17 protein-coding genes, 1 riboswitch and 1 other annotated feature are annotated in these 17,957 nt (G+C 44.1%); of the genes, 14 read left to right on the top strand and 3 right to left on the bottom strand.

What is annotated here, in order from left to right:
* Positions 1-227 precede the first annotated feature (227 nt).
* A riboswitch (purine riboswitch) is annotated at positions 228-323 on the bottom strand.
* Between the two features lie 133 nt (positions 324-456).
* Both E7Y33_RS08485 and E7Y33_RS08480 read right to left on the bottom strand, forming a co-directional pair.
* Positions 457-843, bottom strand: coding sequence for a bleomycin resistance protein (locus tag E7Y33_RS08485; RefSeq protein WP_139690229.1), 387 nt, complete (start codon positions 841-843; stop codon positions 457-459).
* Positions 844-854: 11 nt separating this feature from the next.
* Positions 855-1,682, bottom strand: coding sequence for an exodeoxyribonuclease III (locus E7Y33_RS08480; protein WP_139690228.1), 828 nt, complete (start codon positions 1,680-1,682; stop codon positions 855-857).
* 134 nt (positions 1,683-1,816) lie between these two features.
* On the opposite strand from E7Y33_RS08480, the gene E7Y33_RS08475 reads away from it, so the two are divergent.
* The 14 genes from E7Y33_RS08475 to trpA all read left to right on the top strand — a co-directional run bounded on the left by E7Y33_RS08475 (position 1,817) and on the right by trpA (position 17,306).
* On the top strand, positions 1,817-2,272 hold the full coding sequence (locus E7Y33_RS08475) for a DUF3290 family protein (RefSeq protein ID WP_139690227.1): 456 nt from the start codon (positions 1,817-1,819) through the stop codon (positions 2,270-2,272).
* Positions 2,269-2,904 carry a DUF421 domain-containing protein gene (locus E7Y33_RS08470; protein WP_139690226.1) on the top strand — a complete coding sequence of 212 codons (636 nt, stop codon included), beginning with the start codon at positions 2,269-2,271 and terminating at the stop codon, positions 2,902-2,904. Before E7Y33_RS08475 ends, E7Y33_RS08470 begins: the two co-directional genes overlap by 4 nt.
* A 206-nt stretch (positions 2,905-3,110) precedes the next feature.
* Entirely contained in the window at positions 3,111-4,856 is a 1,746-nt protein-coding gene (locus E7Y33_RS08465) for an ABC transporter ATP-binding protein (RefSeq protein WP_139690225.1), read from the top strand.
* Complete coding sequence (locus E7Y33_RS08460) at positions 4,846-6,588, top strand: ABC transporter ATP-binding protein (RefSeq protein WP_139690224.1); 1,743 nt, start codon at positions 4,846-4,848, stop codon at positions 6,586-6,588. Before E7Y33_RS08465 ends, E7Y33_RS08460 begins: the two co-directional genes overlap by 11 nt.
* A gap of 183 nt (positions 6,589-6,771) precedes the next feature.
* Entirely contained in the window at positions 6,772-7,464 is a 693-nt protein-coding gene (locus tag E7Y33_RS08455) for a sugar transferase (RefSeq protein WP_000922220.1), read from the top strand.
* 42 nt (positions 7,465-7,506) lie between these two features.
* On the top strand, positions 7,507-8,736 hold the full coding sequence (locus E7Y33_RS08450; RefSeq protein WP_161976057.1) for a DegT/DnrJ/EryC1/StrS family aminotransferase: 1,230 nt from the start codon (positions 7,507-7,509) through the stop codon (positions 8,734-8,736).
* A 40-nt stretch (positions 8,737-8,776) separates the two neighbouring features.
* Positions 8,777-9,001: a binding site (T-box leader), on the top strand.
* 161 nt (positions 9,002-9,162) lie between these two features.
* Positions 9,163-10,341, top strand: coding sequence for a tryptophan synthase subunit beta (gene trpB / locus E7Y33_RS08445; RefSeq protein WP_139690222.1), 1,179 nt, complete (start codon positions 9,163-9,165; stop codon positions 10,339-10,341).
* Between the two features lie 705 nt (positions 10,342-11,046).
* The gene (gene trpE, locus E7Y33_RS08440; protein WP_139690221.1) at positions 11,047-12,408 is read left to right on the top strand and encodes an anthranilate synthase component I; all 1,362 of its coding nucleotides are present in this window, start codon (positions 11,047-11,049) and stop codon (positions 12,406-12,408) included.
* A complete protein-coding gene (locus E7Y33_RS08435) occupies positions 12,405-12,971 on the top strand; it encodes an aminodeoxychorismate/anthranilate synthase component II (protein WP_139690220.1) in 567 nt (188 codons plus the stop codon). Before trpE ends, E7Y33_RS08435 begins: the two co-directional genes overlap by 4 nt.
* A gap of 10 nt (positions 12,972-12,981) precedes the next feature.
* A complete protein-coding gene (gene trpD, locus E7Y33_RS08430) occupies positions 12,982-13,986 on the top strand; it encodes an anthranilate phosphoribosyltransferase (RefSeq protein WP_139690219.1) in 1,005 nt (334 codons plus the stop codon).
* The gene (gene trpC / locus E7Y33_RS08425) at positions 13,983-14,750 is read left to right on the top strand and encodes an indole-3-glycerol phosphate synthase TrpC (RefSeq protein ID WP_139690218.1); all 768 of its coding nucleotides are present in this window, start codon (positions 13,983-13,985) and stop codon (positions 14,748-14,750) included. Before trpD ends, trpC begins: the two co-directional genes overlap by 4 nt.
* Entirely contained in the window at positions 14,737-15,336 is a 600-nt protein-coding gene (locus tag E7Y33_RS08420; RefSeq protein WP_139690217.1) for a phosphoribosylanthranilate isomerase, read from the top strand. The genes trpC and E7Y33_RS08420 overlap by 14 nt, the downstream gene beginning before the upstream one ends.
* Positions 15,314-16,537: a tryptophan synthase subunit beta gene (trpB, locus tag E7Y33_RS08415; RefSeq protein ID WP_044020333.1), complete on the top strand. Its 1,224-nt coding sequence runs from the start codon at positions 15,314-15,316 to the stop codon at positions 16,535-16,537. Before E7Y33_RS08420 ends, trpB (E7Y33_RS08415) begins: the two co-directional genes overlap by 23 nt.
* On the top strand, positions 16,530-17,306 hold the full coding sequence (gene trpA, locus E7Y33_RS08410; RefSeq protein WP_139690216.1) for a tryptophan synthase subunit alpha: 777 nt from the start codon (positions 16,530-16,532) through the stop codon (positions 17,304-17,306). Before trpB (E7Y33_RS08415) ends, trpA begins: the two co-directional genes overlap by 8 nt.
* Here the strand turns inward: trpA and E7Y33_RS08405 are convergent.
* Positions 17,278-17,937, bottom strand: a complete 660-nt coding sequence (locus E7Y33_RS08405; protein ID WP_139690215.1) for a prepilin peptidase — start codon at positions 17,935-17,937, stop codon at positions 17,278-17,280. The two genes, trpA and E7Y33_RS08405, sit on opposite strands and share 29 nt — an antisense overlap.
* Positions 17,938-17,957: the final 20 nt, after the last annotated feature.

The raw sequence follows: 17,957 nt of genomic DNA, 5'->3' as shown, positions 1-17,957 counted from the left end.
GTTATTGTATATGACGGGATTTTTGAGACTTTGGGCTCAAAAATTAGGGATGAAATTCCCTGGATTCCTGAAATTATCCACAGGATAATTTCACCTCCCGTCCGCACTAAATAAGGGAAATATTAAAAATATTATATTTAACCTTGAAGGCTAGCCTTAGCAAAATACTAAAAAAGGACCTACTTAACAGATAAGCAAGCCCTCAAAATAGGTATGTCTAAAAACATACCCTCAACAGACTTACTCATTGTTAGGTGTTCCGGCACCTTGTAGAAACGTCGTGCCAATTCACGACATAAACAAGTAAAATGGTACTATTATCAAACGCAATAGCGTTAATGTCATTATTTTACACTAAATAGCTTTAGAAATCAAATATTTTATTAGTATTTTAATGAAAAAAACGAACAAAAAAGAAACCTACAACGAGATACAGTATTGTAGGGTTCTATTATTCTATTCGCTAAATCTTAAAAAATAACCGTCAGGATCCAAAACGGCAAATTCGTGAGGATAGATATAGTGATCCCCAACACGAAATGTTCTCTTGGTCAAAGGACGATAAATAGGATAGTCGGCATCGATCACTTTTTGATAAAGTTGTGGAACATCCTTTATACCAAAGGATAGGTTGACACCTTTTCCAAAAGGGTAGGTAAGGTTAGCCAGTTCCTCGGGTGTTCCTTCCTCTAGCATTAGCTGACACTCTTCAAGAGAAAGAAAGAGAAAGTTTTCTTCTGGACGCTCGTATTCGATTCTAAAACCGAGCAAGTCGCAGTAGAAAGAACGGGACTGTTCTAAATCACTTACAACAAACTCGGGAATAACTGCATTGTAGTTCATCGTTAAAGTCCTTAAAGTTTAATTTCCAATACAATTGGCGTATGGTCTTGACGAACTCCTGAGTCAATCATATCAGACTTGGTCACCTTGTCAGCCACGCGGTTGCTAGTTAGCCAGTAGTCGATTCTCCAGCCTGTATTGTTGATTTTAGAAGTCTTACTGCGTTGCGCCCACCAAGTGTAACGCTCAGGGACATCACCGTGAATGTGGCGGAAGGTGTCTGTAAATCCAGTTGCCAAGAGGTTGGTAAATCCAGCACGCTCCTCGTCTGTAAAACCAGGTGAACGGCGGTTGCTGGCAGGGTTTGCAAGGTCGATTTCCTTGTGGGCTACGTTGTAGTCACCCGTCGCAAGGACTGGTTTTTCTTTGTCTAACTCAGCTAGATACTCAGCATATTTCACATCCCAGACTTGACGCTCTTCCAAACGTTTCAAACCATCGCCAGCGTTTGGAGTGTAAACTTGCGTTACGAAAAATTCATCAAATTCCAAGGTGATGATGCGGCCTTCCAAGTCCATGGTAGAAGGGGCACCGATTTCTGGGAAGCTGATTGTTGGTGTGAGTTCTTTTTTATAGAGGAACATGGTTCCAGCATATCCTTTACGAGCAGGTTCTTGGGAAGAACGCCAAGTATTTTCATACCCTGGAAAGAGTTCTTCGAGAACTTCCAGATGTTTTTTTGTAGGACCCTTGGCAGAAAGTTTGGTTTCTTGGATAGCGATAATATCGGCATTTTCAGCTACCAAGGTTTGTAGGACTTCCTGTGACAGTTTGGCGCGAGCAGAATCGCTCGTTAGGGCTGCATTGAGGGAATCGACATTCCATGAGATGAGTTTCATAACATTACCTTTTTCATTGAGATTATAGACTATATTATACCAAAAAAAGCTCTATTTCCCCAACGTATGGTTTGAAAAATCAGCCTCTTTTGTTTATAATGTAAGAATGATTTTATGAAAGGGAGTGAAAATACATGAAATTCTATTCTTACGACTATGTACTCAGCCAAATCAGTCAGCAAAATGGGATCATGATTGGCTTTGGAATCGTCTTATTAGCTGTTACAGGATTTTTTGCTTTTAAGGCTTACCATGATAAAAAGGGCACCAAGTTTCGTGAGTTGGTCATGATTTCAGCCTTGACCTTACTGGCTCTCCTTTTGATTAGTATCTCGACTTACCAAAACAATCAAGTATCTAACAATAAATTTCAGGCTTCACTTCATTTCATCGAGGTTGTTTCCAAAGATTTGGGAGTTGACAAGTCGGAAGTTTATGTCAATACTTCTGCAGACACGGATGGAGCACTCCTCAAGGTAGGAGATCGCTATTATCGTGCCCTGAACGGAAGTGAGCCAGACAAATATCTCTTAGAGAAAGTCGAACTGCATAAAACAGATGCAATTGAACTGGTGGAGGTGAACAAATGACACTCAATTATATGGAAATTTTAATCAAACTAGCCTTGGGTCTCTTTTCTCTTGTTTTCGTAATTAATGTGACAGGAAAGGGCAACCTAGCGCCTAACTCAGCAATAGATCAAATTCAGAACTATGTACTCGGGGGTATCATCGGTGGGGTGATTTACAATAGCGCCATCAGTATCCTTCAGTATGCAGTTATCCTGATTATGTGGACCATTCTGGTCTTGACTCTCAAATGGCTCAACAACAATGTTCACTTTGTGAAACGTTTGATTGATGGGAAGCCAACCCTGCTCATCAAAAATGGGAAGATTGATCCAGAAGCCTGCCGTTCGGTTGGTTTATCAGCAGCAGACGTAGCTCTTAAGCTTCGTAGCCAGGGAATTTTCCAAATGAAACAAGTCAAACGCGCTATGCAGGAGCAGAACGGTCAACTCATCGTGGTCCAAATGGGAGATGAGAATCCCAAGTATCCTGTTGTCACAGACGGTGTGATCCAAGTCGAAATTTTGGAGACCATTGGTCGCAGCGAAGAATGGCTACTTGATAACCTCAGCAAACAAGGTCATGACAATGTTGCCAATATCTTTATCGCGGAGTATGACAAGGGTGCCGTCACAGTCGTAACTTATGAATAAGAAAAACCTGGGGTCTTGTACTCTTCAAAAATCAAATTCAAACTGCGTCAACGTCGCCTTGCCGTATATATGTGACTGACTTCGTTAGTCCTATATACAACCTCAAAACAGTGTTTTGAGCAGCCTGCGGCTAGTTTCCTAGTTTGCTCTTTGATTTTCATTGAGTCTTGGCTTCAGGTTTCCATTTGCAATCAGAAAGGGAGTTTATGTCCATTATTCAAAAACTCTGGTGGTTTTTCAAGTTAGAAAAGCGGCGTTATCTCCTAGGAATCTTAGCGCTTATTTTAGTCGCTGTTCTTAATCTCATCCCTCCCATGGTCATGGGACGGGTGATTGATGCTATTACGTCGGGGAAATTAACCCAGCAGGACCTCCTTCTTAATCTATCTTATCTACTGCTGGCAGCCTTTGGGATGTACTATCTGCGCTATGTTTGGCGCATGTATATCCTTGGAACTTCCTACCGTCTAGGGCAGATTATGCGGTCTCGTTTGTTTGAGCATTTTACTAAAATGTCGCCAGCCTTTTATCAGACCTATCGGACGGGGGACTTGATGGCACACGCCACCAATGATATCAATGCTTTAACTCGTCTCGCAGGTGGCGGAGTCATGTCAGCAGTGGATGCTTCCATCACGGCACTGGTGACTTTGTTGACCATGCTTTTTAGCATTTCATGGCAGATGACCTTGGTTGCTATTCTTCCCCTGCCTTTTATGGCTTATGCGACCAGTCGTCTAGGGAGAAAGACCCACAAGGCCTTTGGCGAGTCACAAGCTGCCTTTTCCGAACTCAATAACAAGGTGCAGGAGTCTGTATCAGGTATCAAGGTGACCAAGTCTTTCGGTTATCAGTCAGATGAGCTGGAGTCCTTTCAGGCAGTCAATGAATTGACCTTCCAAAAGAACCTCCAAACCATGAAATACGATAGTCTCTTTGACCCTATGGTTCTCTTGTTTGTTGGTTCCTCCTATGTTTTAACCCTTTTGGTCGGCTCTTTGATGGTTCAGGAGGGGCAAATCACCGTTGGAAATCTGGTTACCTTTATCAGCTACTTGGATATGTTGGTTTGGCCTCTTATGGCTATTGGTTTCCTCTTTAATATTACCCAGCGAGGGAAGGTGTCCTATCAGCGAATTGAGGATCTGTTGTCTCAGGAATCTCCTGTACATGACCCTGAGTTTCCTCTGGACGGTATTGAAAATGGGCCCTTGGAGTATGCTATTGACAGCTTTGCCTTTGAAAATGAGGAGACACTGACGGATATTCACTTTGGTTTAGAAAAAGGGCAAACTCTGGGCTTGGTTGGACAAACAGGCTCGGGGAAAACATCTCTAATCAAACTGCTCTTGCGTGAGTATGATGTTGACAAGGGAGCCATTTACCTAAACGGTCACAATATTCGGGACTATCGTCTGACAGACCTTCGCAGTCTCATGGGCTATGTTCCTCAGGACCAGTTCCTCTTTGCGACCTCTATCTTAGACAATATCCGCTTTGGCAATTCTAACTTGCCTCTTTCAGCAGTAGAGGAAGCAACTAAGCTAGCTCAAGTTTATAAAGATATTGTAGACATGCCTCAGGGATTTGATACGCTGATCGGTGAAAAAGGAGTCAGTCTCTCAGGTGGTCAAAAGCAACGTCTGGCTATGAGTCGGGCGATGATTTTAGACCCTGATATCTTGATTCTAGATGATTCCTTGTCCGCCGTGGATGCCAAGACAGAGTATGCGATTATTGACAATCTCAAGGAGACGCGGAAGGATAAGACAACCATCATCACAGCCCATCGCCTCAGCGCAGTTGTCCATGCAGATCTGATCTTGGTCTTGCAAAATGGTCGAATTATCGAACGGGGCACGCACCAAGACCTGCTAGCTCTAGATGGCTGGTATGCCCAAACTTACCAGTCTCAGCAGTTGGAAATGAAAGGAGAAGAAGATGCAGAATAAACAAGAACAGTGGACTGTGTTAAAACGCTTGCTGTCCTATCTCAAGCCTTATGGTCTCCTGACTTTTTTTGCCCTTACCTTTCTTCTAGCGACTACGGTCATTAAAAGTGTGATTCCTCTGGTTGCTTCCCACTTTATCGACCAGTACCTCAGCAATCTTAATCAACTGGCCGTGACCGTTTTGCTGGCCTACTACGGTCTTTATATCCTGCAAACTCTAGTTCAGTATGTAGGCAATCTTCTCTTTGCGCGGGTATCCTACAGTATTGTCAGAGATATTCGTCGGGATGCCTTTGCCAATATGGAAAAACTGGGCATGTCTTATTTTGACAAGACGCCAGCTGGTTCCATCGTTTCTCGTTTGACAAATGATACCGAGACCATCAGTGATATGTTTTCAGGGATTTTATCCAGCTTTATTTCAGCAGTTTTTATCTTTCTGACAACTCTGTATACCATGTTGGTGCTGGATTTTCGTTTGACAGCTTTAGTTTTGCTCTTTCTTCCCTTGATTTTCCTTTTGGTCAATCTCTATCGGAAAAAGTCAGTCAAGATTATCGAGAAAACCAGAAGTCTCTTGTCAGATATCAATAGTAAGCTGGCAGAGAATATCGAGGGAATCAGGATTATCCAGGCCTTCAACCAAGAGAAGCGTCTGCAGGCAGAATTTGATGAGATTAATCAAGAACATTTGGTCTATGCCAACCGTTCTGTAGCCTTGGATGCCCTCTTTTTGAGACCTGCCATGAGTTTGTTGAAACTTCTAGGCTACGCTGTTTTGATGGCCTATTTTGGCTACCGTGGGCTTTATCTGGGAATAACAGCAGGAACCATGTATGCCTTTATCCAGTATATCAACCGTCTCTTTGATCCTCTGATTGAGGTGACGCAAAACTTTTCAACCCTTCAAACTTCCATGGTGTCTGCAGGTCGTGTTTTTGCCTTGATTGATGAAACGACCTATGAGCCTCTTCAAGAAGATGGGCAAGCCAAAGTCCAAGAAGGCAATATCCGTTTTGAACATGTCTGTTTCTCATATGACGGGAAACATCCGATACTGGATGACATTTCCTTTTCAGTTAAGAAGGGTGAAACCATTGCCTTTGTAGGTCATACAGGTTCCGGGAAATCATCCATTATCAATGTCCTCATGCGTTTTTATGAATTTCAGTCAGGGAGAGTTCTCTTGGATGGTGTGGATATCCGAAACTACAGTCAGGAAGAGCTGAGAAAGAACATCGGTCTGGTCTTACAGGATCCCTTCCTCTATCACGGGACTATCAAGTCCAATATCGCCATGTACCAAGACCTTAGTGATGAAGAGGTCCAGGCTGCGGCTGCCTTTGTCGATGCAGATTCCTTTATTCAGGACCTTCCGCAGGATTATGATGCTCCTGTTTCCGAGCGTGGTTCGAGCTTTTCTACTGGACAGCGCCAGCTTCTTGCCTTTGCCAGAACAGTCGCCAGTCAGCCTAAAATCCTGATTTTGGATGAAGCGACAGCCAATATTGACTCGGAGACAGAAAGTTTGGTTCAAGATTCCCTAGCTAAGATGAGACAGGGGCGGACGACCATTGCCATCGCCCATCGTCTTTCAACTATTCAAAATGCCAACTGTATCTATGTTTTGGACAAGGGGCGCATCATCGAGAGTGGCACCCATGAGGAACTCTTGGCCTTGGAAGGAACCTATCACAAAATGTATAGCTTGCAGGCAGGGGCCATGTCCTAATACTCTTTGAAAATCTCTTCAAACCATGTCAGCTTTATCTGCAACCTCAAAGCTGTACTTTGATTTTCATTGAGCACCAGAAGGAAATTCTTCAAATCACAGATTTCTTGCACCGCCTTTTCCATTTTGTGGTATAATGAAAAATGTTGACAAATAGTATAATAAAAACAAAGGAGAAACAGCATGCTGAAATGGGAAGACTTGCCCGTGGAAATGCAATCAAGCGAGGTTGAGTCTTACTACCAGCTTGTCTCTAAAAGGAAGGGTTCGCTGATTTTCAAGCGTTGCCTGGATTGGGTTCTGGCCTTGTTTTTGCTACTTTTGACTTCTCCCATCTTTCTTGTCTTGAGCATTTGGATTAAGTTGGATAGCAAGGGACCTGTCATTTACAAGCAAGAGCGCGTGACCCAGTACAACCGTCCGTTCAAGATTTGGAAGTTCCGTACTATGGTAACGGATGCGGATAAAAAAGGAAGTCTGGTGACTTCTGCTAACGATAGCCGTATTACCAAAGTGGGGAATTTCATTCGCCGTGTGCGTTTGGACGAACTGCCTCAGCTGGTCAATGTCCTTAAGGGCGAAATGTCCTTTGTAGGCACACGACCTGAGGTGCCACGTTACACCGAGCAGTATAGCCCTGAAATGATGGCGACCTTGCTCTTGCCAGCAGGAATCACCTCTCCAGCCAGCATCAACTACAAGGATGAGGATACGATCATCAGTCAAATGACGGAGAAAGGTCTGTCAGTTGACCAGGCCTATGTCGAACATGTCCTTCCTGAGAAGATGCGCTATAACCTCGCCTATCTCCGAGAGTTTAGTTTCCTTGGAGACATCAAAATCATGTTTCAAACCGTGTTTGAAGTGCTAAAATAAAGTAGTCATGAGAAAATGAGTACAGATAAAAGGAGCAAATCAATGCCAAATTACAATATTCCATTTTCACCACCCGATATTACCGAAGCTGAAATTGCTGAAGTAGCAGATACCCTGCGTTCTGGTTGGATCACAACAGGTCCGAAGACAAAAGAACTGGAGCGTCGCTTGTCTCAATACACACAGACACCTAAGACTGTCTGCCTCAACTCTGCGACTGCCGCCCTTGAGTTGATTTTACGTGTTTTGGAAGTGGGACCAGGTGATGAAGTCATCGTTCCAGCTATGACCTATACAGCTTCATGTAGTGTTATCACTCACGTAGGAGCAACACCTGTCATGGTGGATATCCAAGCAGATACTTTTGAGATGGACTATGACTTGCTTGAGCAAGCTATCACTGAGAAAACTAAGGTTATCATCCCAGTAGAGCTTGCAGGGATTGTGTGCGACTATGACCGTTTGTTCCAAGTTGTGGAGAAGAAACGGGACCTCTTTACAGCTACTAGTAAGTGGCAAAAGACCTTTAACCGTATCGTGATTGTCTCTGATAGTGCCCATGCTTTAGGATCTACTTACAAAGGGCAACCAGCTGGTTCGATCGCTGACTTTACTTCCTTCTCGTTCCATGCCGTTAAGAACTTTACAACGGCTGAGGGAGGAAGTGCGACTTGGAAAGCCAATCCAGCGATTGATGACGAAGAGATGTATAAGGAGTTCCAAATTCTTTCCCTTCACGGGCAAACTAAAGACGCTCTTGCCAAAATGCAATTGGGTTCATGGGAGTACGATATCGTCACACCAGCCTACAAGTGCAATATGACCGATATCATGGCGTCACTTGGTTTGGTACAATTGGACCGTTACCCAGGTTTGCTAGAACGTCGTAAGGACATCGTGGACCGCTATGATCGTGGTTTTGCGGGCACTCGTATTCACCCACTGGCACACAAGACTGATACTGTCGAATCTTCACGCCACCTCTACATCACTCATGTAGAAGGAGCAAGTTTAGAAGAACGCAACCTTATCATCCAAGAATTGGCCAAAGCAGGAATTGCAAGTAATGTACACTATAAACCGCTTCCTCTTTTGACAGCCTATAAGAATCTTGGTTTTGATATGGCGGATTATCCAAGAGCCTATGCCTTCTTTGAAAATGAAATTACGCTTCCTCTTCACACTAAATTAAGCGATGAAGAAGTAGACTATATCGTTCAGACTTTGGTGAGAATTTCCGAAGAAATCCTCGGGTCAGGAAAAAAATCATAAAAAAATCTTGACAAAAAGCGGACAATAGCATATAATATTCTCAACAAATCAGAAAAGTAACTATTTTTGATCTTCAGGGAGCCTGTGGTGATTGTGAACAGGTGGTTGGAAGTAGTGAAAGTGGGCTGATTTAAAAAATGAATTTGAAACAATGAAAATTCGGTGCGCACACCTTACAGTGCAACTTGTTGTTAGACAAGGCAGAGATGTAAAGGGAATAGTCCCTTTATAATTGAGGTGGCACCGCGTTACCAACGCCCTCACATGGAAATAGATTCCGTGTGTGGGCTTTTTTCTTTCGGTCATTTTGTTTTTCTTTTATTAGGGCGTTAAGTCGCTTTGATGAACTTAAGTTCTATCTGCAGCTCCTTGCCTACTACTAAAAGCAAACAAAAAGCCGAATTAATACAGAAAGAGGAAAAATTTATGACAACTAAAGGTTATTTTGGACAATTTGGTGGTAGTTTTGTACCAGAGCCGATTCAGGCTTTGTTGGATGAGCTAGAAGTGACATTTGACAAGTACAAGGATGATTCAGAATTTTTGGCAGAATTTCGTCATTACTTGAAGGATTACTCAGGCCGCGAAACACCGCTCTATTTTGCGGAAAGTTTGACAGATCACCTAGGTGGGGCTAATATTTATCTCAAGCGAGAAGATCTTAACCATCTTGGTTCTCACAAGCTTAACAATGTTTTAGGACAAATTCTTCTTGCCAAACGTATGGGCAAAAAACGAGTGATAGCAGAAACAGGGGCTGGTCAGCACGGTGTTGCGACAGCAGCTGCTGCAGCCAAGTTTGGTATGGCTTGTGATGTCTACATGGGTGCAGAAGATGTGGAGCGTCAACGTCTCAATGTTTTCCGTATGGAGATGATGGGAGCGACCGTTCACGCAGTTGAAACGGGGACACGAACTCTTAAGGATGCGGTCGATGCAGCCTTTGGAGCATGGATGAATGACCTTGAAGCCTTTTATGTTCTGGGATCTGCTGTAGGACCTCACCCTTATCCTACCATTGTTCATGAGTTCCAAAAAGTCATCAGTGAAGAATCTCGCCGTCAAATCTTGGAAAAAGAAGGACGCTTGCCAGACTACGTCATTGCCTGTGTAGGTGGTGGTTCTAATGCCATCGGTGCTTTTTCACAGTATGTGGCTGATGAAGAAGTCAAATTGGTTGGGGTCGAAGCTGCAGGTCACGGGCTTGACACAGACAAGCACGCAGCCACTATGACAAAAGGTAGTGTCGGAATTGTCGATGGCATGAAGACCTATGCAGTCTTTAAGGAAGATGGAGAACTGGCGCCAGTTTACTCTATCTCAGCTGGTTTGGACTATCCAGGAGTTGGCCCAGAACACGCCTACTTCAAAGACTCTGGTCGCGTGGAATACGTAGCAGCGACAGATGAAGAAGCTGTTCAAGCCTTGCTCCTCCTCAGCAAGACAGAAGGGATTATCCCAGCGATTGAAAGTTCGCACGCTATCGCAGAAGCAGTCAAACGTGCACCGAAACTAAGTAAGGATGAGATTATCATTATCAATGTTTCAGGTCGTGGAGACAAGGATGTAGCTGCGATTGCAGACTACCTAGATGCTAAAAACTAACAGATGGAAAAATTACAGTCCTTTCTCTCACAGAGAGCTTGTGGTTGCTGGAAACAAGCAGAGAAAGCTGTAAGGTTGGGTCCATCTGAAACGAGAGAAGAAAACATAATTCTAAAGGGAGTGCCCTTTATCGCACAGCCTGTTACAGGAGATATCTGATACTCTTCGAAAATCAAATTCAAACCACGTCAGCGTCGCCTTACTGTACTCAAGTACAGCCTGCGGCTAGCTTCCTAGTTTGCTCTTTGATTTTCATTGAGTATGAGACAGGAATGAGAGATAGGAGAAATCCTATAATTGAGGTGGCACCGCGAATTTCGTCCTCACGCAAGTTATTTTGCGTGGGGATTTTTATATATTTATCGTAGATATGGTCATCGGTTTTAAATTATGCTTCATCAATAGATAGATTTCTATAAAATATTTGCGAACGAAGTGAGCATTGAACCGCTATTTCCCGCCATAGTGGTATTCTAGAGAAGCAAAGATGCTTATCTAGAACGGAATTTTTGAGAGTAAAATAGTTCGGGGAACTATTTTACTCTGAGCCTAGAAATCAATGAGCGAGGAGCTCGAAAATTAGGTCTTTCATTTCATGGTTTTCTAAAATCATCCACTGGATAATTTTACCTCCCGTCCGCACTATTTAAGGGAAATAGAAAAAAGACAAAAAATTAAAAATAAGAAACTGAAAGGGAAATTACAATGGAACGAATCATTCATGGAGATGTCTTATCACCAATCTTGGCTTATATGCGCCTAGAGGGGCAACACAAGGTTATTTTAGAGAGTATTCCGAGAGACAAGGAAACAGCTCGTTTTTCTATCCTAGCCTATAATCCTGTTTTTGAGATTAAGTTTGAAAATGGAGTTCTTTATCAAAATGGGCAAGTGATTGATCGAGATCCCTTGGATTTCCTTTATGAAGTGACTCATAAGAGCCAGCACCATTCAGACCTACCTTTTGGTGGGGGAGCTATTGGCTTTGTTGGTTACGATATGATTTCGCTCTATGAAGAAATCGGTCAAATCCCTGAGGATACAATTGGGACGCCAGACATGCATTTCTTTGTCTATGAGAGTTACATGGTCTTTGACCACAAGAAAGAAAAAATTCATGTCATAGAGGATGCTCTATACAGCGAGCGTATTCAAGAAGACTTGGAAAAAGCCTTGAATAAAGTGCTTGAGGAATTACGCATCCCTGCTCCAAATGAATTTGAAGATTTGGATTTATCTCCGCTGGACTTCAAACCGCACATTGCTCCTCAGAAGTTTGAGGAAATGGTGGAAAGGGCTCGTGACTTGATTCGTAATGGTGATATGTTCCAATGCGTGCTCAGTCAACGTTTCTCAGCAGAAGTTACTGGAAATCCATTTGACTTCTACAGAAATCTTCGCGTGACCAATCCATCTAATTACCTTTATTTCTATGATTTTGGGGATTATCAAATCATCGGTGCCAGTCCAGAAAGTTTGGTTTCTGTCAAAAATGGCATCGTGACAACCAATCCGATTGCGGGAACGCGACCAAGAGGAGCAACGGAAGAAGAGGATAAGGCCTTGGCGACAGACCTCCTGTCCGATGAGAAGGAAACAGCAGAACATCGAATGTTGGTAGACTTGGGGCGTAACGATATTGGCCGCATCTCTGAAACGGAAAGTGTTCAAGTCACCAAGTATATGGAAGTGGAGCTTTTCCGTTATGTCATGCATTTGACCAGCGTGGTGAAAGGACGTTTGCTTCCCGAACTTACTGCCATGGATGCCTTGAAAGCTACACTTCCAGCTGGAACAGTTTCAGGAGCACCAAAGATTCGGGCCATGAGACGCATCTATGAACTGGAAACGGAAAAACGAGGCGTATACGCAGGAGCAATCGGCTACTTGTCTGCGACGGGTGATATGGATTTCGCCATTGCCATCCGAACTATGATTCTCAAAAATCAAACAGCCTATGTGCAGGCTGGGGCAGGGATTGTCTATGACTCCATCGCCCAAAACGAATACCAAGAAACCATTAACAAGGCAAAATCTATGACTAGAATTGGAGAACTAAGACCATGATTTTATTGATTGACAACTATGATTCTTTTACTTATAACTTGGCGCAGTACATTGGGAATTTCGCAGAAGTGCAGGTTTTGAGAAATGATGATCCCAAGCTGTATGAAGAAGCTGAAAAAGCAGATGGTCTAGTCTTTTCTCCGGGTCCTGGTTGGCCAATTGATGCCGGAAAGATGGAAGACATGATTCGTGATTTTGCAGGTAAGAAGCCAATTCTAGGGATTTGTTTGGGTCATCAAGCTATCGCAGAAGTCTTTGGTGGGAAGCTAGGCTTGGCTCCAAAAGTCATGCATGGGAAACAGAGCCATATCAACTTTGAAGCGCCATCTGTTCTCTATCAAGGCATTGAGGATGGTCGTCCAGTCATGCGTTATCACAGTATTTTGATTGAAGAAATGCCTGAAGACTTTGAAGTGACAGCTCGTTCAACTGATGACCAAGTTATTATGGGAATTCAACACAAAAGCCTACCGATTTATGGCTTCCAGTACCATCCAGAGAGTATCGGAACGCCAGATGGCTTGTCTTCTATTCGGAATTTTATCGAGAAGGTTGTAAAGTGAGGAAACTAGGATGAAAGAGATTATTGAAAAACTAGCAAAATTTGAAAATTTATCAGGTGTGGAAATGACGGATGTCATTGAGCGTATCGTAACTGGGCGTGTAACCGAAGCGCAGATTGCTTCTCTCCTCTTGGCCCTTAAGATGAAGGGGGAAACACCGGAGGAGCGCACAGCCATTGCACAAGTCATGAGAGGGCATGCCCAACACATTCCAACTGAAATCCATGATGCTATGGATAACTGTGGTACAGGTGGGGACAAGTCTTTCAGCTTTAACATTTCCACAACTGCAGCCTTTGTCTTGGCTGGTGGCGGCATTCATATGGCTAAGCACGGTAACCGTTCGATTTCTTCTAAATCGGGTTCTGCAGATGTCCTTCAAGCATTGGGCATCAATCTTGACCTCAAACCAGCTGAACTAGGTAAGGTTTTTGATAAAACTGGCATCGTCTTTCTCTTTGCTAAAAATATGCATCCAGCTATGAAATACATCATGCCAGCACGTTTGGAATTGGGAATTCCAACAATCATGAACTTGACTGGTCCACTGATTCACCCAATGGCCTTGGAAACACAGCTTCTTGGCATTAGTCGTCCAGAACTGCTAGAAAGTACCGCTCAGGTTTTGAAAAATATGGGTCGCAAACGTGCCATCGTGGTTGCTGGACCAGAAGGGTTGGATGAAGCTGGCTTGAACGGAACAACCAATATTGCTCTTCTTGAAAATGGCGAAATCACCTTGTCCAGCTTCACTCCAGAGGATTTGGGGATGGAACGCTACGCTATCGAAGACATTCGAGGAGGAAATGCTCAGGAAAATGCAGAAATTTTGCTCAGCGTTCTTAAAAACGAACCAAGTCCATTCTTGGAAACGACAGTTTTAAATGCTGGTCTTGGTTTCTATGCTAATGGTAAGGTAGCTAGCATCAAGGAGGGGGTTGCCTTGGCCCGTCAAGTGATTGCTAGTGGCAAGGCACTTGAAAAACTCAGACTGTTACAGGAGTATCAAAAATGAGTCAGGAATTTTTAGCACGAATTTTGGAGCAGAAGGCGCGTGAGGTCGAGCAAATGGAGCTGGAGGAAATCCAGCCCTTGCGCCAGACTTATCGCTTGGCAGAATTTTTGAAGAATCACCAGGACCGTTTACAGGTAATCGCTGAGGTCAAGAAGGCTAGCCCTAGTCTGGGAGATATCAATCTCGATGTGGATATTGTGCAACAGGCCCAGACTTATGAAGCAAATGGAGCAGTGATGACTTCGATTTTAACAGATGAAGTTTTCTTTAAAGGGCATTTGGATTATTTGCGTGAGATTTCTAGTCAGGTAAACATTCCAACGCTCAACAAGGACTTTATCATCGACGAAAAGCAAATTATCCGTGCTCGTAATGCTGGCGCAACAGCCATCTTGCTCATCGTGGCAGCCTTGTCCGAAGAACGCCTCAAGGAACTTTATGACTATGCGACAGAGCTTGGTCTTGAAGTCTTGGTGGAAACTCATAATCTTGCTGAACTGGAAGTTGCTCACAGACTTGGTGCTCAGATTATCGGAGTCAATAACCGCAATCTGACAACCTTTGAGGTCGACTTACAAACCAGTGTAGACTTGGCCCAGCACTTTAAGGAAGATCGTTATTACATTTCTGAATCTGCTATTTTCACAGGGAAGGATGCAAAACGCGTTGCACCCTACTTTAACGGAATTTTAGTTGGGACAGCTCTCATGCAGGCAGAAGATGTAGCCCAGAGAATTAAGGAGTTGCAGATTGACAAAGGTTAAAATTTGCGGATTATCAACCAAAGAAGCGGTAGAGACAGCCGTATCAGCAGGGGCGGATTACATCGGTTTTGTCTTCGCACCTAGTAAAAGGCGGGTGACCTTGGAACAGGCTGCTGAGCTGGCAAAGCTCATTCCTGTCAACGTTAAAAAGGTTGGTGTATTTGTTTCACCAAGTCGAGCTCAATTGCTAGAAGCGATTGACAAAGTTGGCTTGGACTTGGTACAAGTTCATGGTCAGGTAGCAGATGGTTTGTTTGAGGATTTGCCTTGTGCCAGCATTCAGGCTGTGCAGGTAGATGGAGATGGGCATGTCCCCAATTCTCGGGCAGACTATCTACTCTTTGATGCGCCTGTGGCAGGGAGTGGTCAGACCTTTGACTGGGGCCAACTGGATACAGCAGAACTTGCTCAGTCCTTCTTTATCGCAGGTGGGCTTAATGAAGACAATGTAGTAAAAGCAATTCAACACTTTACTCCCTATGCAGTAGATGTATCAAGTGGAGTGGAGACAGATGGACAAAAAGATCATGAAAAGATTAGAAGATTTATAGAGAGGGTAAAGCATGGCATATCAAGAACCAAATAAAGATGGATTTTACGGAAAATTCGGTGGACGTTTTGTCCCAGAAACATTAATGACAGCAGTTTTGGAGTTGGAAAAGGCCTACCGTGAAAGTCAAGCAGACCCAAGTTTCCAAGAGGAATTAAATCAGCTCTTACGCCAGTATGTAGGACGTGAAACGCCTCTTTACTACGCAAAAAACTTGACCCAGCATATCGGTGGCGCCAAGATCTATCTCAAACGGGAAGACCTCAACCATACAGGGGCCCACAAGATTAACAATGCCTTGGGACAGGTTCTTCTGGCTAAACGCATGGGTAAAAAGAAAATTATCGCTGAAACTGGTGCTGGTCAGCACGGTGTGGCAACTGCAACAGCTGCAGCCCTCTTTAACATGGAATGTACCATCTACATGGGTGAGGAAGATGTCAAGCGCCAAGCCCTTAATGTCTTCCGCATGGAGCTTTTGGGAGCCAAGGTCGAGGCCGTGACAGATGGTTCGCGCGTACTCAAGGATGCGGTCAATGCAGCCCTTCGTTCATGGGTAGCGAATATCGATGATACCCATTATATCCTTGGTTCTGCCTTGGGCCCTCATCCTTTCCCAGAAATCGTTCGTGACTTCCAAAGTGTCATCGGTCGAGAGGCCAAACAACAGTACCGTGACTTGACAGGTGAAAATCTACCAGATGCCCTAGTAGCCTGTGTTGGTGGGGGTTCGAATGCCATCGGCCTTTTCCATCCATTTGTGGAAGACGAGTCAGTGGCTATGTATGGAGCTGAAGCAGCAGGACTAGGTGTGGATACGGAGCACCACGCAGCTACCTTGACCAAGGGTCGTCCAGGTGTCCTTCACGGTTCTCTCATGGATGTGCTCCAAGATGCCCATGGTCAAATTCTTGAAGCCTTCTCTATCTCAGCAGGTTTGGACTATCCTGGTATCGGTCCAGAACATTCTCACTACCACGATATCAAACGTGCCAGCTATGTTCCTGTGACAGACGAGGAAGCTTTGGAAGGATTCCAACTCTTGTCTCGTGTGGAAGGAATTATCCCAGCCTTGGAATCTAGCCACGCCATTGCCTTTGCAGTGAAATTAGCCAAAGAACTTGGACCAGACAAGTCGATGATTGTCTGCCTATCCGGTCGTGGGGACAAGGATGTGGTCCAAGTCAAAGACCGCTTGGAAGCTGATGCAGCAAAGAAGGGAGAAGCCCATGCCTAAGACACTAACAGAAAAATTGAATGCTATCAAAGCAACTGGAAAAGGAATTTTTGTTCCCTATATCATGGCTGGAGACCATGAGAAAGGTTTGGATGGTCTCGCTGAAACAATCCACTTTTTAGAAGATTTGGGTGTTTCAACTATTGAAGTGGGTATTCCCTTTTCAGACCCTGTTGCAGATGGACCTGTGATCGAAGAAGCAGGTTTGCGCAGTCTAGCTCATGGGACTTCTACCCAGGCTTTGGTTGAAACCTTGAAAACCATTCAGACTGAAGTGCCACTGGTCATCATGACCTACTTCAACCCCATCTTTCAGTACGGTGTGGAGAAATTTGTCAAAGATTTGGCAGATACAGCGGTTAAGGGCTTGATTATCCCGGATCTGCCTCATGAGCATGCCAACTTTGTAGAGCCCTTTTTGGCAGATACAGACATTGCCTTGATTCCCCTAGTTAGCTTGACAACAGGACTCGAGCGTCAAAAAGAGTTGATCAAGGGAGCTGAAGGCTTTGTCTATGCTGTTGCCATCAATGGGGTAACAGGGAAATCAGGAAATTACCGTGCAGACTTGGACAAGCACTTGGCGCAATTGCATCAAGTAGCTGACATCCCAGTCTTGACAGGTTTTGGTGTGTCTAGTCAAGAAGATGTAGAACGCTTTAATGCGGTGTCAGATGGCGTTATTGTCGGTTCGAAAATTGTAAAAGCTCTCCACCAAGGAGAGCCGATTGAGGACTTTATCAAACAAGCAGTAGCTTACCAAAAATAATCAAACAAACAGCAAGTAAGAGGAAAGGCACAAAAGGAAGTCTTTCCTTTTTCTTTTGCAGGAGAAAAGCTAGGATCCCCGTCGCAGAAGCGAACTGGATCAATATGAGCAACTCTATCACACTAAAGACGAGCGCACAAGAAGCCAGAAAGAGAAAATCCCCTGCGCCCATGCGAATATCGATAAAATGGGCCATGATTCCGAGGACAAGGAAGAAAATCATAACCAGATTCCAGCCACAGAAAGCCATGAGGATTAGGTGGAAAGTTAGCCAAACCATTAAGGGATATTCCTGATGGCGAAAGTCGTAGATGCCCAAGGTTGAGCCAGCAGTGATGAGGATGATTTGACCTAAGGAAAGCCAGCCCCAAGACCAAGCTAGAAAGAGGATTCCTAAGCCGAGTTCAAAGAGGGCATACCAGAATGGATAGCGAGCCTTGCAGTAGCGACAGCGAAAGCGACCAATTACTTGAGAGATAATCGGAATCAAATCTAAGGGACGCAAGCGAGTCTGACAGGAATCGCAGTGGCTAGCTGGTCGAATAATGGATTGCTCAGGGAATCGGTCAATGACCAAACCCAAGAAAGAAGCGAGAATGCTCCCAACAAGAAAAAAATAAAGATCAATCATACTTATCTATTCGTAAAAAA

The organism is Streptococcus oralis (genome assembly GCF_006175905.1).
Classification (GTDB): domain Bacteria; phylum Bacillota; class Bacilli; order Lactobacillales; family Streptococcaceae; genus Streptococcus; species Streptococcus oralis_BG.
The sequence above is the reverse complement of the archived record's forward strand: the minus strand, read 5'-3'. Positions and strand labels throughout refer to the sequence as shown.

Bases quoted from the DNA above. Each gene is read 5' to 3' on its own strand.
- E7Y33_RS08485 (WP_139690229.1), bottom strand. From the start codon at position 843: ATGAACTACAATGCAGTTATTCCCGAGTTTGTTGTAAGTGATTTAGAA.
- E7Y33_RS08480 (WP_139690228.1), bottom strand. From the start codon at position 1,682: ATGAAACTCATCTCATGGAATGTCGATTCCCTCAATGCAGCCCTAACG.
- E7Y33_RS08475 (WP_139690227.1), top strand. From the start codon at position 1,817: ATGAAATTCTATTCTTACGACTATGTACTCAGCCAAATCAGTCAGCAA.
- E7Y33_RS08470 (WP_139690226.1), top strand. From the start codon at position 2,269: ATGACACTCAATTATATGGAAATTTTAATCAAACTAGCCTTGGGTCTC.
- E7Y33_RS08465 (WP_139690225.1), top strand. From the start codon at position 3,111: ATGTCCATTATTCAAAAACTCTGGTGGTTTTTCAAGTTAGAAAAGCGG.
- E7Y33_RS08460 (WP_139690224.1), top strand. From the start codon at position 4,846: ATGCAGAATAAACAAGAACAGTGGACTGTGTTAAAACGCTTGCTGTCC.
- E7Y33_RS08455 (WP_000922220.1), top strand. From the start codon at position 6,772: ATGCTGAAATGGGAAGACTTGCCCGTGGAAATGCAATCAAGCGAGGTT.
- E7Y33_RS08450 (WP_161976057.1), top strand. From the start codon at position 7,507: ATGCCAAATTACAATATTCCATTTTCACCACCCGATATTACCGAAGCT.
- trpB (WP_139690222.1), top strand. From the start codon at position 9,163: ATGACAACTAAAGGTTATTTTGGACAATTTGGTGGTAGTTTTGTACCA.
- trpE (WP_139690221.1), top strand. From the start codon at position 11,047: ATGGAACGAATCATTCATGGAGATGTCTTATCACCAATCTTGGCTTAT.
- E7Y33_RS08435 (WP_139690220.1), top strand. From the start codon at position 12,405: ATGATTTTATTGATTGACAACTATGATTCTTTTACTTATAACTTGGCG.
- trpD (WP_139690219.1), top strand. From the start codon at position 12,982: ATGAAAGAGATTATTGAAAAACTAGCAAAATTTGAAAATTTATCAGGT.
- trpC (WP_139690218.1), top strand. From the start codon at position 13,983: ATGAGTCAGGAATTTTTAGCACGAATTTTGGAGCAGAAGGCGCGTGAG.
- trpB (WP_044020333.1), top strand. From the start codon at position 15,314: ATGGCATATCAAGAACCAAATAAAGATGGATTTTACGGAAAATTCGGT.
- trpA (WP_139690216.1), top strand. From the start codon at position 16,530: ATGCCTAAGACACTAACAGAAAAATTGAATGCTATCAAAGCAACTGGA.
- E7Y33_RS08405 (WP_139690215.1), bottom strand. From the start codon at position 17,937: ATGATTGATCTTTATTTTTTTCTTGTTGGGAGCATTCTCGCTTCTTTC.